The organism is Streptosporangium sp. NPDC002544, assembly GCF_040295965.1.
GTDB lineage: Bacteria > Actinomycetota > Actinomycetes > Streptosporangiales > Streptosporangiaceae > Streptosporangium.
The window spans coordinates 1-14146 of sequence record NZ_JBEOWJ010000071.1 but is presented as its reverse complement, the minus strand read 5'-3'; the positions used below and the strand labels follow the sequence as shown (position 1 = coordinate 14146).

The window sequence follows — 14146 nt, the reverse complement described above, 5'->3', positions numbered from 1 at the left end:
GTCCCCGGGGGGGGGGCGCCCCCCCCCGGCCCCCCGCCGGGGGGGGGGGGGGGGTGGCCAGGGGGGGTGGCCCCGGTGCCGATCGGCACCGGGCCATCGCCCGTCAGCCCTTGTCGGCCTGCGGGGGTTGGCCTACAGGGTGAGGCCGACGATCACAGGGTCGTGGTCGGAGGCGCGGAAGGCGTCGGGCTTGTACAGGCCCGGCGGGTTGTACTCGAGGTTGTAGTCGTAGATCCGGCTCTCATCGGAGTTGATGTGCCAGATCGTCGCGCTGGTCACCCGCTTGAGCAGGTCCTTCCCGACCAGGGCGTGGTCCAGCTCGCCGAGCTGGCCGTCGAACAGGTAGCTGTAGCGCAGCGGCTCGGGGACGAACCGCTTGGTCGTGCTGCTGAGGCCACCGGCCTCCAGGACGTCCATCGGGTCCTCCTCGCCGTAGGCGTTGAGGTCGCCGAGCACCATCGGGTTGGTCAGCTTCAGGTCCTTGATCAGACCCAGCGTGGCCTGTGCCTGGCGTACGCGCTCGCCGTTGTAGCAGCTCTGCCCGTCGCCCTGGTCGGCGTCGGGGCCCACGGCCTCCTCGTCGCAGCCCTTGGACTTGTAGTGGTTGACCAGCACGGTGAAGGACTTACCGCCCTGGACCCGGCGGAAGGTCTGGATCAGCGGGGGCCGCCGGAAGACCGGGTCGGTGGAGGACTGCGCCGCGCCCACCAGCTGGATCCTGGCCGGCTTGTAGATCATCGCCACCTGGATCACGTCGGTGCCCGGGTAGGGGTGGCTGAGCGCCGCGTAGGTACCCGCGCCGACCTCGGCGTTGAGCGCGTCGACCAGGGCCTGAATCGCGGTCTGGCCGTTGTTCTGGATCTCCATGAGGCCGACGACGTCGGCGTTGACCCCCTTGAGCGCAGCGACCAGCTTGGTGAGCTGGCGCTTCTGCTCCTCGGGACTGCTCGCGCCGCGCGAGCGGAGGGTGGTGAACCAGTTGAGCGCGTTGAAGCTGGCCACCTTGACGTTGCCGATGACCGGGAACGGGGCGGGCAGGCGCGGGTTGAGCGGCAGGAAGTTGAGCGGCTTGGTCGGCTGGAGCCGGTACTTGCCGAAGCCGTACCCCATGACGCCGGTGACGCCGAAGGCGGTGTCCCCCAGGCGGAGGCGCCGGTCGACATAGGGGATCGTCGGCGGGTTCTCCACCGTGGAGGCGTCGTCCACCAGCAGGCTACGCCGCGCGTTCTTGGCCGTGGTCACGCCCGGCCGGTCGGTCGGCTGGAAGATGCGTCCCTCGGAGGAGACGGTGATCTCGCCGTACCGGCCCAGGTTGTAGTGGTCGCTGAGGGTGAGCGGCTCGGGGAAGGTGACGAGCATGTTCTCGACGGACTCGAAGGTCGTGCCCTCGGCGCGGGGCAGGCTCTGCTTGGCGGGCGCGATGGTACCCGTGCCGCAGACGTCCACCGCGGTGACCGGTGACAGCTCGGTCCAGCCGTTGAACTCCACGACCTTGCCGGTGACCAGGACCCGGTCGCCGACCTTGACGTCCTTGAAGGAGCTGCGGGCGAAGGCGAACAGGCCCTCGGAGGTGGCCGGGTCGGCGTCCGGGGTCGGGTCCTGGAAGAAGAACCCGCTGAGCTGGTTCGTCTCCTGGAAGTCGGCGGTCACGATGCCCTCGACGCGGACGACCTGGCCGGCCAGCGGGCTGACGTCACCGCTGCCCTGCACCTGGGCGATCTGGTGGGTGACCGGGATCTCACACGGCTCCCCCGTCGGGGTGGGGGTCGGCGTGGGCTCCACCGTGGGTTCCACGGTGGGGGTGGGGGTCGGGGTCGGCGTGGGCGTGGGCTCGACGTCGCCGCACGGCGCGGCGTCGGTGGCCCGGTTGCGCGGCGCGGGGGCCGCGGCCTCCACGTCGGCACCGTTGTCGTCGGTGTCGGCGCAGCCGTGGTCCTTGCGCAGCCCCGCCGTGGTGACCGAGAGCCCGGGGGCCGCGGTGCCCTCGAAGTAGTTGGCGGTGCCGTAGCCGATCAGGTCGGCGATCAGCGCCGTCTGCTCCGGGGCGCACAGGACCGAGCCGCCGTTGCACGCCAGGCCCTGGGCCGAGCGGACAAGGGCCACCTTGCCCGCGGAGCCGCTCAGGTTGATCGTCCCGGTGCCGTCCGGGGCGGGCAGCGGTGAACCGTTGGCGCCACCGGCCAGCTGGAGGAGATGGTACTGACCTGGCGCGAGCGTACCCGTCAGGGGGACGACCGGGTTGGCGGCGAAGTTCCCGGTGCCGGTGGCGCTGGCGTACTGGACGGACCAGCCGTCCAGTACCACGGGTGCGGCGCTGCGGTTGAACAGCTCGACATAGTCGTTGGTGAGTGGCGCGCCGGCGCTACCGCCACCACCGTAGACCTGGCTGATGACGACGGTGCCCGGCTCCGCCAGGGCCGGGGATGAGGCGAGGGTCGCGACGCCGGTGGCGGCGAGGCCGACGGTCACGAGGGCGGCGAACGCCCGGGATAAAGCACGCATGACCGGGAGCGTAGAGCTGGATGGATTCCAGGACATCAACCCATAAGTGGATATAAGGCGAATTCAAGAATCTTGACACTTCATGTCTATCCAGCCCGGTCAGATATGGCTTTCCTTGACCTAGAAGTCGCTTGCCTCGGCGCCTGCGGGTATCACTGCGGTTATGAGAACTCTGGACATGGGTTGGGACACCTGCGCCGCCTCCCTGGAGTGCGCCGGATCCGCGCGGCAGCCCTACGGGCGCTGCCTGGCCCATCTGGACGCCACCGAACTCGACGAGGTCGTCCGCGGCCTCTCCCCCGGTTCCGCGATCGACCTGCGGGCCACCGTCGTCGGCCAGGACCTGCTGGAGCGGATCCTCTCCGCGACCCGTGGGCGCCTGGGCCGGGCTCGGTTCGACTGGGCGACCTTTCCCGAGAGCGTGCGGTTCTGCGACATCGTGTTCGGCGGGGACGTCTCCTTCGACCACGCGCGTTTCCAGCGCCTCGCCTCGTTCTTCAACGCCAGGTTCGCCCGCAACGTCTCCTTCAGGGAGGTCAGGTTCGATCGGGAACTCTCCCTGCACGGTGTCGCCATCACCGGGCACGCGGCCTTCGACCGAGTGTCCATCGATGGCGACGCACTGTTCGGAGGAGCGCTTTTCGACCGGACCGCGTCCTTCGAGCAGGCCGACTTTCATGGTTTCGTCACCTTCGACGGCACCGGATTCACCGGGGACGCGACCCTGAGGGGCTGCAGGTTCCGCCGTACCGTGTCGTTTCGCAAGACGAGCTTCGGTGGGCTGGCCGGGTTCGACGGGGCACGCTTCTCGGCGGGCGGCTACCTGGCCCCGATCTCGGTCGGCCGCCACCTGACCCTCGCCGGGGCGTGGGCGGGCAAGGGTCTTGACGTGACCACCGGCGGATGCTCGGTGGACCTGCGGCGACTGGAGGTGGGCGGGCGGCTGACCGTCCGGCTCGACAATGCGCGGGCCGACCTGGAGGGAGCGACCCTGCGCGGCCCGGCCACGGTGCGGGGCCGGGACGGCGCCCGGGTGACCTCGCTGCACGAGGTGGACGCCGAGCAGCTGGAACTCTCCGACCTGGACCTCAGCACCTGCCTCTTCACCGGAATGCGCCACCCCGAGGGGCTCCGGCTGAGCGGCTGCGCGCTCGCCGTCGTCCCGCGCAGACCATGGCCCCGGCTGCGCTGGTGGCCCCTGCGGCGCGCCTCCGACCACGGCTGAGACCCGCCCGCGGGATCCGAACGTGTGCCGGCTCCGGGTCTTCTCAGGGTGGTCCCCGATGCGGAGTCCCGGACGGGCGACCAGGATGGGAGACCCGTACCCTGAACGGGGATCGGGCCGCTGGAGAGCATCTGGAGAGCACCATGGCAGGCAGCGGGGTCATCGACGACTACGTGACCGGGCTCAGCCGCACTCTCCGAGGTCCCAGGGGCCCCAGGCTTGACATGATCGCCGAGGCCCGCGACAGCCTGCTCGACACCGCCGAGGCGCTGGAGGGCGACGGCCTGGGGCGCGAGGAGGCCGAGCGGACCGCGGTCGAGGAGTTCGGGACGATCGGTGAGATCGCGCCGGGCTACCAGGAGGAGCTGTTCATCGCGGCGGGCCGCAGGCTGGCCGCCGTGCTGTTCCTCACCGTGCCGCTCACCACGGTCATGTGGAGCGTGATCTGGAAGATCTTTCCCACCGCCCCGACGGCCTACGAGACCACCCCCGGCTGGTTCGTTCCGGTCGCCCGGGGCCTGGACATCCTCCAGATGCTCATCGGCGTGCTCGGCGGGGTCGCGCTGTTCGCGCTGGGCCGGGGGCTGCGCAGGATCAGACGGCCCCGGCTCGTCACCCGCTTCCTCGGCCTGCTCGTCTGGGCGATGCTGCCGGTCATGCTCGCGCTGACCGGGGCACTGATGTTCGGCTCCAGCGGGCCGGCAGGCTTCGACGACTACCTGCCGGGGGTCGGTGTGGCGCTGGTGAGCCTCCTGCTCTGGGGCCTGCAGCTCTACGGCGCCTTCAAATGCCTGAGCCTCACCCGCCGCGGCCCCGTCCCCGCCTGCTCATAATCCCCGCCCCCACCGGGGGTCAGCGGGTGGTCCGCGGCTCCAGGACACTGCCGATGGCTCCGGCGAACCGCTGCCAGGCGGAGCGCTCGCCGGCGAGGGCCGTGCGCCCTGAGGAGGTCAGCCGGTAGGTGCGCCGCTTGCGCCCGCCCACCGTGGCCCACTCGCTGGCCAGGTATCCCGCCTGCTCCAGCCGGCGCAGCGCCGGGTAGACCGTGCCCGTCGGCACGTTCAGCGCGCCGCCGCTGCGCGCCTGGAGCGCCTCGATGATCGCGTAGCCGTGCAGCGGTTCGTGCTCCAGCACGGAGAGCAGCAGGGCGTCCATGTGGCCGCGGAGCGCGTCGGTGTTCACGCGATCGCCTCCGCGGGCCGGGCGGATCCCTCGTCGCCGCACCCGGCGGCCCGTTCGCTTCGCTCACTCACGTCGTCAGCCTACCTTTCGCATAGGCATGCTACATGTAGGCGTCCTACATGTAGAGTGTCTATAGGTAGACAGACATAACAACGGAGGTGAGAGTGTGGACGTGCTCGACCTGGCCCGGACACAGTTCGCCGTGACGGGAAGTCTTCACTTCCTGTTCGTCGTGCTGACCCTGGGCCTGGCCCCCCTGATCGCGATCATGCACACCCGCTACGCCATCACCGGCAGGCCGGTCCACGAGCGGGCGACCCGCTTCTGGGGCCAGATCTATGTGATCAACTACGCGCTCGGCATCCTCACCGGGCTGGTGATGGAGTTCCAGTTCGGCATGAACTGGAGTGGTCTCTCGCACTACGCCGGCGATGTCTTCGGGGCACCGCTCGCGATCGAGACGCTCGGCGCGTTCTTCCTGGAGTCCACCTTCCTGGGTCTGTGGATCTTCGGCTGGCACCGGCTGCCCAAATGGCTCCATCTGGCGTGCATCTGGGTGGTGACGCTGACCGCCTATGCCTCCGCCCTCTGGATCATGGTGGCCAACTCGTTCCTGCAGAACCCCGCCGGGGCCGTGGAGCGGGGCGGCCACCTGGTGCTGACCGACTTCGGCGCGCTGCTCACCAACCCGATGCTGACCATGGCGCTGCCGCACGTGCTCAGCGCGGGCCTGTGGACCGCTGGTTTCGTGCTGATGGGGGCCAGTGCGTACCAGTTGTTCAGGCGCACCGCCGAACGGGAGTTCTTCACGAGTTCGCTCCGTACCGGAGTGATCGTCTCGCTGGTCGGCGCACTGTTCACGATCGGTTTCGGCTACGCGCAGTTCGGCCCGGCCTCCCAGTTCCAGCCGGGCAAGTTCCACGGCGCCCTGGCCGGCACCGGACTCGGCTTCATGACCATGATTGGTCATCTCCTCCTGCTCCTCATCATGTTCGTGCTGGTGCCGACCATGTACTGGCTGCCGCGCTGGCGCTGGGCGCACCTCCTGCTGATGGCGATCACCCCGCTGCCCTTCCTCGCGTCGATCCTCGGCTGGCTGACCAGGGAGTCGGGGCGGCAGCCCTGGATGATCAATGGCAGGCTCACCGTCGCCGACGCCATGTCCCCCGGGCTGACCTCGGGGATGGTCACCGTCTCGCTCATCGCCTTCGGCGGCGTGCTCGGTCTGCTCGCGCTCGTCGACTACCTGCTGATCGCCCGTACCGTACGGCGCGGGCCCGCCGCCGCCACCCTCGGCGCGAGCGCCCCCGCCGACCCCAACGAGCGCGCGCACGCGCTCAGCTACTAGGGAGCCGATCGTGGACATCCTCTGGCTGGGCGTGTTCGCCCTCCTGCTGATCGGCTACTTCGCCCTGGAGGGCTTCGACATCGGGGTGGGCATGCTGCTGCCCGTGCTCGGCAGGACGCAACGGGACAGGGACGAGATCGTCACCGCCATGGCGCCGTTCGTCCTGGCGGGCGAGGTGTGGCTGGTGGCCGTGGCGGGCGTGCTGTTCGGCGCCTTCCCCGCGATCGAGGGAGAGGTGCTGTTCGGCCTCTACCCGCTGGTGGTGCTGCTGCTGGTGTCGTGGATCCTGCGCGACGCCGGGCTCTGGTTCCGCCGCCGTGCCGACGGGAGCGCATGGCGTACGACCTGGGACTGGGCGATCTGTGCCGGCTCCTGCGGCCTGGCAGTGAGCTGGGGCATGGCACTGGTCGCGCTGGCCGGCGGCCTGTCGGGGCCGACGATCAGCCTGCTCGGGCTGGCGGGCGCCCTGGTGATGGCCGCGCTGTTCGCCCTGCACGGCTGGACGTTCCTCTCCTGGCGGCTGCCCGAGCGGATGACCGGGGCGCGCCGCACCGGGCGGGCGCTCCTGGGCTCGGCGTGCGCCGCGGCCGCGCCCGTCGCGGTGCTGCTCGCCGTGCTCGCCCCCTGGCTTCTGGACCATATGGCACCCGCCGGTACGTTAAGTGTGCTGAGTGTCATGATTCTGCCGTTCGCACCGATCATGGTGGGTGCGCAAGTATGGGTGTGGCGGGCGTTCGGCCCCGGGCGTGCCGCCGGTCGGGTTCCGTCGTTCTTCTGAGGTCTCTAGGGTTGGCATGCACAAGGATCTGGTACGGCTGGCGTTGGGTGAGCGGGCCGTCCGCCGTCATCTGGCCGTGTGCCTGGCCGCCGCCGTCCTGGCCGGGCTGCTCATCCTCCTCCAGGCTGAGCTGCTCGCCGGGGTGCTGTCCGGGCGGTTCGCGGCCCCGGCCCTGATCCTGCTGGCCCTGGTCGTCGGCGCCCGGGGGCTGCTCACCCTGGTGCAGGGAACGGCCGCCGGGCGGATGAGCAGCGGGGTGAAGTCCACCCTGCGCCACCGCCTGCTGGCGCGGCTGCAGGAAGCCGGCCCCGCCAGGCCGGCCTCGGCGCGTTCGGGAGAGCTGGTGACGCTGACCGGCCGCGGTCTGGACGCCCTCGACCCCTACCTGTCGGGCTACCTGCCCGCGGTGGCGGTCGCGGGCGTCGTGCCGATCGCGGTGCTCGTCCGGCTTTTCACCGCCGACCTGGCCAGCGCGGTGATCGTGCTGGTCACGCTGCCGCTCATCCCGATCTTCGGGGCGCTGGTCGGCATGCACACCAAGGCCGTCACCGAACGCCAGTGGAGGGCCCTGTCCCGCCTCGGCGGGCACTTCCTGGACGTGGTCCGGGGCCTTCCCACGCTGCGCGCCTTCGGCCGGGCCCGCTACCAGGCCGAGGTGATCCAGCGGGTGGCCGACGCCCACCGGGTCGCGACGATGCGCACGCTGCGGGTGGCCTTCCTGTCCTCGCTGGTGCTGGAGCTGGCCGCGTCGCTCTCACTGGCCCTGGTCGCCGTGCCGGTGGGCCTGCGGCTGCTGTCGGGCTCCCTTGACCTGTCGGCCGCGCTGCTGGTCCTGCTCCTGGCGCCCGAGGCGTACCTGCCGCTGCGCAACATGGGCAGCAGGTTCCACGCGGCGATGGAGGGCGTCGCCGCCGCCGACGAGGCGTTCGCCGTGCTCGACGGCCACGCGGAGGCTTCGCGTGGCGCGCCCGCCACCGGGCACCCGGGCCCCGGAGCGACGACGGCGCCGGAGATCCGGCTGGAGCATGTCACGGTGCGCTACCCGGGCCGTGCGGAGGCCGCGCTGGAGGACGTGTCGCTGGTGATCGCCCCCGGCGAGCGAGTGGCCCTGGTCGGCGAGAGCGGCGCGGGCAAGAGCACCCTGCTCCACCTGCTGCTCGGCTTCGTCACCCCTGCCGAGGGCCGGGTGCTCGTCGACGGCGCCGAGATCGGCGACCACGACCCCTGGCGGGCGCGCCTGGCGTTCGTACCCCAGCGCCCACACCTCTTCGCCACCTCGGTGGCCGACAACATCAGGCTCGGCGCCCCCGGCGCGACGATCGACGAGGTCAGGGCCGCGGCACGGGCCGCGCAGGCGGAGGAGTTCATCCTGGCGCTGCCCGAGGGCTACGACACGGTGCTCGGCGAGCGCGGGACGAACCTGTCGGCCGGGCAGCGGCAGCGGGTCGCGCTCGCCCGCGCGTTCTGCCGCGCGGGGGCCGGACTGCTCCTGCTGGACGAGCCGACCGCGCGGCTCGACGGCCGCAGCGAGAGCGCGGTCGTCAGCGCGACCCGCGACCTCGCCGAGGGCCGCACCGCCGTGATCGTCGCCCACCGGCCCGCGATGATCGAGCTGGCCGACCGGGTGATCCGGATCGCCGACGGCCGCGTGGTGGCCGGGACGCGAGAGGAGATCGCCTCCCCATGACCGATGTCAACGAGGTCCTGGCAGGCAGGACGCGCGGGCGGATGACCCTTGCCGTGGCGGCGGGGGCGGCGGCCGAGCTGGCCGGGCTCGGGCTGATCGGGTCCGCCGGGTGGCTCATCACCAGGGCCGCCGAACAGCCGCCGCTGGCGGCACTGAGCGTGGCGATCGTCGGGGTCAGGGCGTTCGCGACGACCAAGGGGGTCTTCCGGTACGGGGAGCGGCTGGCCGGACACGACGTGGCGCTGCGAGCCCAGGCGACGACCAGGGAGCGGCTCTACCAGGCGCTCATCCCCGCGCGACCGCTGAACCAGCGGGGGGCCGACCTGCTCAGCCGCATGGTCGACGACACCGACGCGGTGCAGGACCTGCTCGTACGGTGCCTGCTTCCCGCCACCGCGGCGCTGATCACCGGTGTGGCCGCGATGGTGATCGGGTTGTTCCTGCTCCCGGCCGCGGCGCTGGTGCTGCTGGCCGGGCTGCTGGTGGCCGGGGTACTGATCCCCGCGGGCACGGCCGCCGCCGCACGGCGCTGGTCGGCGCGGATCGCCCCCGCACGGGCCGACCTGGCGGCCCGGGTCGCCGACCTGGTGCACGGCGCGGCCGACCTGGCCGCCTACGGGGCGAACGAGCGGGCTCTGGCCGCCGCCGCCGAGGCCGACACCCGGCTGGCGGCGCTGGAGCGCCGGCAGGCACGGGCGAACGCGGTGGCCTCCGCCCTAGGCGTGCTCACCCAGGGCCTGACCGTGGCGGCGATCGTCCTGGTGGCGCAGAACTCCGGGGCGGGCTCCGTGGCCACCGCGGTGCTCGCGCTGACCTCGCTGGTCTCCTTCGAGCCGGTGCTGCCGATGGCCTCGGCCGCCGAGCGGCTGACCGGGGTGCTCGCCGCCCTGCGCCGCCTGCGGGAGGTCGGCGCGACCGCTCCGGCGGTGGCGGAGCCGGCCACCGCGGTCGAGGTGCCCGCCGGGGCGCCGACCATTGAGATCAAGGACCTGGTGGTCCGGCACGGCGCCGGCCGTGCCCCCGCGCTGGACGGGATCAGCCTCACCCTCACTCCCGGCAGGCGGGTCGCCCTGGTCGGCCCCAGCGGTGCCGGCAAGAGCACCCTGCTGTCCGCCCTGATGCGCCTGGTCGAGCCCGAGTCGGGGACGATCAGGGTCAGCGGGGTGGACGTCCGGGAACTGGCGTCCGACGACGTCCGGCGGGTGATGACCGGGCTGACGCAGGACCCGTACGTGTTCCAGGCCTCGGTACGGGACAACCTGCGGCTGGCGGGTCCCGAGGCCTCGGACGGGGAGCTCACCGAGGCCCTGCGGCGGGCGCGCCTGGAACGCTGGGTGGAGCGGACCGGCTGGGACGCCGTCCTCGGGGAGGACGGGCGGACGGTGTCCGGTGGGCAGCTGCAGCGGCTGGCGCTGGCCCGGGCGCTGCTGAACGACCCTCCGGTGCTGCTGCTGGACGAGCCCGCCGAGGCACTGGACGAGACGACGGCGGACGCGCTCATGGCCGACCTGCTGGACGCCACCCGCGGCCACACGACGCTGCTCGTCACCCACCGCCTGCGCGGGCTGGAGCGGGTGGACGAGATCGTCGTGCTGGAGAACGGCTCGGTGACGCAGCGGGGCAGCCACCAGGAGCTGGTCTCCTCCCCCGGCTACTACCGCGACCTGTGGCACTCCGAGGCGCTGACCGCCGGCCGGTGACGCCCATCGGGGCGGACGCGGCCTCCGGGCGACCACCCCGCACCGCCCTCGGCACGGCCGGACGGCGCCGTGCAGTCCGAGACGTGCCCGGGTTCACCGGCATCGTGAAACGGACCGTTTGACCATACCGACCGCCCCTGCCGTCACGATGCCGATGAGCACTTTCCGGTTGAGTTGACACGGCAATGTGGTTTATGGTGCAAACCATAGAGTTTGCGATGCAAACCAGTTTGAATCTTGAAGAGGATTGCCGTGGACGACGCCGAACGGAAACTGAGCCCGCAGGAGACCCTCCGGCTGATCGAGCAGCAGGGCTCGGTGGCGGCCAACCGGCTCACCCCCGACCCGGTGCCGCACTACCTGGCATGGGGAGTCGCCTGGCTGGTGGGATATAGCGCGTTGTTCCTCCACCACGGCCTGTCCGGCACGCCGTACGCGCCGATCCCCTTCCCCCTGGTGCTGGCGCTGCTGTTCGGGTCGATGCTGGCGGCGACGCTGGTCAGCGCGCTGACCATCTGGCAGCTGGGCAGCCCGGTGCGGGGCGCGTCCCAGCAGCGCGGCACGATGTACGGCCTCGCCTGGTTTTTTGGCTCCCTCGCCGTCTGGGTGGCCGGGATACGGTTCGCCCCGCAGCTTCCCTCCGCGGAAGGCAGCCTGCTGTGGGCGAGCCTGTCGATGACGGTGGTCGCCGTCCTCTACATGGCGGGCGGAGCCATCTGGCTCCTCCGCTCGATGTTCGTCTTCGGCGCGGGGCTGGCCGTGCTCAACGCGATCGGCACGGTGGCCGGGCCTGGCTGGCACGCCCTGCTGATGTCGCTGGGCGCGGGAGGCGGATCCATCGCCGCCGGACTGCTGCTCCGCCGGAGCGCCGGACGGTGACCCCCGAACTCGACCCGGTGATCCACGCGCAGGCCCGGTTGCGGGTGGTCGTCACGCTCAACACCCTGGGTGATGGGGACCGGATCACCTTTCCGGGACTGAGGGACCTCCTCGGGATGACGGCGGGGAACCTGTCGGCACACCTCAGCAAGCTGGAGGAGGCCGGCTACGTGGAGATCGTCAAGACCCACCGGGGCCGCACCCCGGTCACCTACGTCGCACTCACCCGCCGCGGGCGCCTCGCCTTCGAGGACTACACGGCGGCGATCCACCGGTTACTGAACCCGGCCACGACACCACCCGCCGGCGACCGCTGACCCCACCAGCCGAGAAAGAAGGCCCCCATGCCAGACCAGCCGATGAGACCGACAGCGGAGATCGTGGCGCGTGCCCTCGGGGTCACCCGGCGCTACGGGGACGTGCTCGCGCTCGACGACCTCTCCCTCGACATCCACGCCGGCGAACTGGTCGGCCTGCTCGGCCCCAACGGCGCGGGCAAGTCCACCCTGATCAACCTCTTCGTGGGGCTGCGCAGGCCCAGCTCAGGCCGGGTCGAGCTGCTGGGCGGCTCCCCCACCGACCCCGCGCGGCGGCTCGGCATCGGCGTCACCCCGCAGGAGACCGGACTGCCGGCGGCACTGCGGGTCGGCGAGGTGGTGGACTTCGTCGCCGCCCACTACCCGCGCAGTGTCGACCGGGGGGCGCTACTGGAGCGGTTCGCCCTGACCGGGCTGGAGCGCCGCCAGGTCGGCGGGCTGTCGGGCGGGCAGAAGCGGCGGCTCGCGGTGGCGCTGGCGTTCGTCGGAGAGCCCCGGATGGTCTTCCTGGACGAGCCGACCACCGGACTGGACGTCGAGGCCCGCCGGGCGCTGTGGGATGGCATCAGACACTTCCACGCCGGCGGTGGCACCGTCGTTCTGACCAGCCACTACCTGGAGGAGATCGAGGCGCTGGCCGAGCGGGTCGTGGTCATCGGGCAGGGCCGCGTGCTCACCGACGGAACCACGGCGGAGGTACGGGGCATCGCCGGCGTCCGCCGCGTCACCCTGACCGCCGGCGACCTGGCCGGGCTGCCCGGCATCCTGCGGACGGAACGGGAGGGCACCCGGACCCACCTGCTCACCACCGACGCGGACGCCCTGGTCCGCGCCCTGGTCCGGGCCGAGATCCCCTTCTCCGACCTGGAGATCCAAGCCACCTCTCTGGAGGAGGCGTTCCTCACCATCACCGCCCGCCAGTCCCGGGCCGCCTGAACCTTCGCCTCCGGAGCTCACGGATTCCCGTCCGGCGCCTCAGCGGGAGGCGATACGACTCATCCAGTCTTCTCGGGAGGATCACCCATGTCGCTTCTTCTCACCCATGCCCGGTACCAGCTCATGGAGACCGTCCGGGTACCGATCGCAGTGATCGGGAACGGCTTCTTCCCCGCCGCCTCGATGCTCTTCTTCGTGGTGCCGTTCGCCGGGGACCATCCCGTCGGGGCCACGTTGGCCACCGCGTCGATGCTGATCTTCGCGGTGATGTCCAGTGCCTTGTTCACCCACGGTCTGGGCATCGCCGAGGACCGTGCCCAGCCCTGGGACCCCTACACCCGTACCCTTCCCGCGGGCCCCTGGCCGAGGTTCGGTGCCCGGATCCTCAACGCGCTGGCCATGACGACGATCGGGATCGTGCCGGTGCTGCTGGTGGCCGCGCTGCTCACCGAGGCCGTCGTGACCCCGGCGCGGCTGCTGCTCGGCCTTGGCGCCCTAGTGGTCGCCTCGGTCCCGTTCCAGCTCCTGGGCCTGTTCATCGGCTACGCGCTGCCCGCCAAGGCCGCGATGGCGGTGGTGCAGCTGACGCTGTTCCCGATGGCGGTGGGTGGAGGACTGTTCATGAATCCGCTGGACGCACCGGCGTTCATCGAGCTGGTCGCGCCCTTCCTGCCCAGCCGGGGCGCGGTCCAGCTGGTCTGGGCCGCGCTCGGCCACGGCACCCCCGAGACGCTGTCGGTGGTCATGTTCGGCCTCTGGACCCTGGTGGCCGGAGCCCTGGCCGTGTGGGCCTACCGGCGTGACGAAGGCCGCCGCTTCTCCTGAGCCCCACGAACGGGTGGTGCCGCCGGGTCACAGGGGACCCGGCGGCACCACCCATCGGTGGTACTACTCGCCGGTCCTCTCGACGAGGGTCGCCGTGGTGGTCGTCGACCGCGCTGCTGGTCCTGCTCCTGACGCCCGAGGCGTACCTGCCGCTGCGCAACATGGCTCGTCACCCACCGCCTGCGCGGGCTGGAGCGGGTGGACGAGATCGTCGTGCTGGAGAACGGCTCGGTGACGCAGCGGGGCAGCCACCAGGAGCTGGTCTCCTCCCCCGGCTACTACCGCGACCTGTGGCACTCCGAGGCGCTGACCGCCGGCCGGTGACGCCTTGGTCACCGGCACACCGTCCCGATCGTCTCCGGCCGGGGGCGAAACAAGTGATCTTGGCCGAATGGACGAACAACTCACCGCTATTAGGAAAACCGGACGAATTCCGCCACCCCCAACCTGTCATACCGTCGCGGTAACCACGCATCGGAGGGCTGGCACGTGTCCGTTGAGCTCCACCACCGCGCCGTCGTCGCGGATACCCACAACGACCTGCTGATGGCCGTCACCGCCAGACCCCCTCGGCGGTGGGCGTCGTTCTTCCGCGAGCGCTGGCTGCCGCAGCTGCGCGAGGGCGGGGTGAACCTCCAGGTGCTGCCGGTCTTCATCGACGAGCAGTACCGCCCCGAGGGCGCGCTCCGGCAGACACTGCGCATGATCGAGTGCGCCCACGTGCTGGCCGAGGGCAACGCCGACGCCGTACGGCTCTGCCTGGACGG

At 71.5% G+C, this 14146-nt stretch carries 14 protein-coding genes; 12 read left to right on the top strand and 2 right to left on the bottom strand.

Annotated features, from left to right (window positions below; translation table 11 throughout):
- Window positions 1-132: 132 nt before the first annotated feature.
- Complete coding sequence (locus ABT061_RS47825) at window positions 133-2502, bottom strand: ExeM/NucH family extracellular endonuclease (RefSeq protein ID WP_350930370.1); 2370 nt, start codon at window positions 2500-2502, stop codon at window positions 133-135.
- A 163-nt stretch (window positions 2503-2665) separates the two neighbouring features.
- Here ABT061_RS47825 and ABT061_RS47820 point away from each other — a divergent pair, with 163 nt between their 5' ends.
- Both ABT061_RS47820 and ABT061_RS47815 read left to right on the top strand, forming a co-directional pair.
- Window positions 2666-3727 (top strand): pentapeptide repeat-containing protein, encoded by a 1062-nt coding sequence (locus tag ABT061_RS47820; RefSeq protein ID WP_350930368.1) that lies wholly within the window; start codon window positions 2666-2668, stop codon window positions 3725-3727.
- 143 nt (window positions 3728-3870) lie between these two features.
- Window positions 3871-4560 (top strand): permease prefix domain 1-containing protein, encoded by a 690-nt coding sequence (locus ABT061_RS47815; protein ID WP_350930367.1) that lies wholly within the window; start codon window positions 3871-3873, stop codon window positions 4558-4560.
- A gap of 19 nt (window positions 4561-4579) precedes the next feature.
- Here ABT061_RS47815 and ABT061_RS47810 read toward each other — a convergent pair whose 3' ends face one another.
- A complete protein-coding gene (locus ABT061_RS47810; RefSeq protein WP_343966032.1) occupies window positions 4580-4909 on the bottom strand; it encodes a PadR family transcriptional regulator in 330 nt (109 codons plus the stop codon).
- 166 nt (window positions 4910-5075) lie between these two features.
- On the opposite strand from ABT061_RS47810, the gene ABT061_RS47805 reads away from it, so the two are divergent.
- The 10 genes from ABT061_RS47805 to ABT061_RS47760 form a co-directional block, all read left to right on the top strand.
- On the top strand, window positions 5076-6257 hold the full coding sequence (locus tag ABT061_RS47805; protein WP_350930366.1) for a cytochrome ubiquinol oxidase subunit I: 1182 nt from the start codon (window positions 5076-5078) through the stop codon (window positions 6255-6257).
- A gap of 10 nt (window positions 6258-6267) precedes the next feature.
- Window positions 6268-7035, top strand: coding sequence for a cytochrome d ubiquinol oxidase subunit II (locus ABT061_RS47800; RefSeq protein WP_350930365.1), 768 nt, complete (start codon window positions 6268-6270; stop codon window positions 7033-7035).
- Between the two features lie 16 nt (window positions 7036-7051).
- Window positions 7052-8722: a thiol reductant ABC exporter subunit CydD gene (gene cydD / locus ABT061_RS47795; protein WP_350930364.1), complete on the top strand. Its 1671-nt coding sequence runs from the start codon at window positions 7052-7054 to the stop codon at window positions 8720-8722.
- Window positions 8719-10422 carry a thiol reductant ABC exporter subunit CydC gene (gene cydC / locus ABT061_RS47790; RefSeq protein WP_350930363.1) on the top strand — a complete coding sequence of 568 codons (1704 nt, stop codon included), beginning with the start codon at window positions 8719-8721 and terminating at the stop codon, window positions 10420-10422. The genes cydD and cydC overlap by 4 nt, the downstream gene beginning before the upstream one ends.
- A gap of 252 nt (window positions 10423-10674) precedes the next feature.
- The gene (locus tag ABT061_RS47785) at window positions 10675-11301 is read left to right on the top strand and encodes a hypothetical protein (protein WP_350930362.1); all 627 of its coding nucleotides are present in this window, start codon (window positions 10675-10677) and stop codon (window positions 11299-11301) included.
- Complete coding sequence (locus tag ABT061_RS47780; RefSeq protein WP_350930361.1) at window positions 11298-11618, top strand: transcriptional regulator; 321 nt, start codon at window positions 11298-11300, stop codon at window positions 11616-11618. The genes ABT061_RS47785 and ABT061_RS47780 overlap by 4 nt, the downstream gene beginning before the upstream one ends.
- A 27-nt stretch (window positions 11619-11645) precedes the next feature.
- Window positions 11646-12554 (top strand): ABC transporter ATP-binding protein, encoded by a 909-nt coding sequence (locus tag ABT061_RS47775; protein WP_350930360.1) that lies wholly within the window; start codon window positions 11646-11648, stop codon window positions 12552-12554.
- Window positions 12555-12641: 87 nt separating this feature from the next.
- Complete coding sequence (locus ABT061_RS47770) at window positions 12642-13379, top strand: ABC transporter permease (protein WP_350930359.1); 738 nt, start codon at window positions 12642-12644, stop codon at window positions 13377-13379.
- A gap of 198 nt (window positions 13380-13577) precedes the next feature.
- A complete protein-coding gene (locus ABT061_RS47765; RefSeq protein WP_350930358.1) occupies window positions 13578-13703 on the top strand; it encodes a hypothetical protein in 126 nt (41 codons plus the stop codon).
- 165 nt (window positions 13704-13868) lie between these two features.
- Window positions 13869-14146 (top strand): membrane dipeptidase (locus ABT061_RS47760; protein WP_350930357.1); only part of this gene is annotated, 278 nt, incomplete at its 3' end.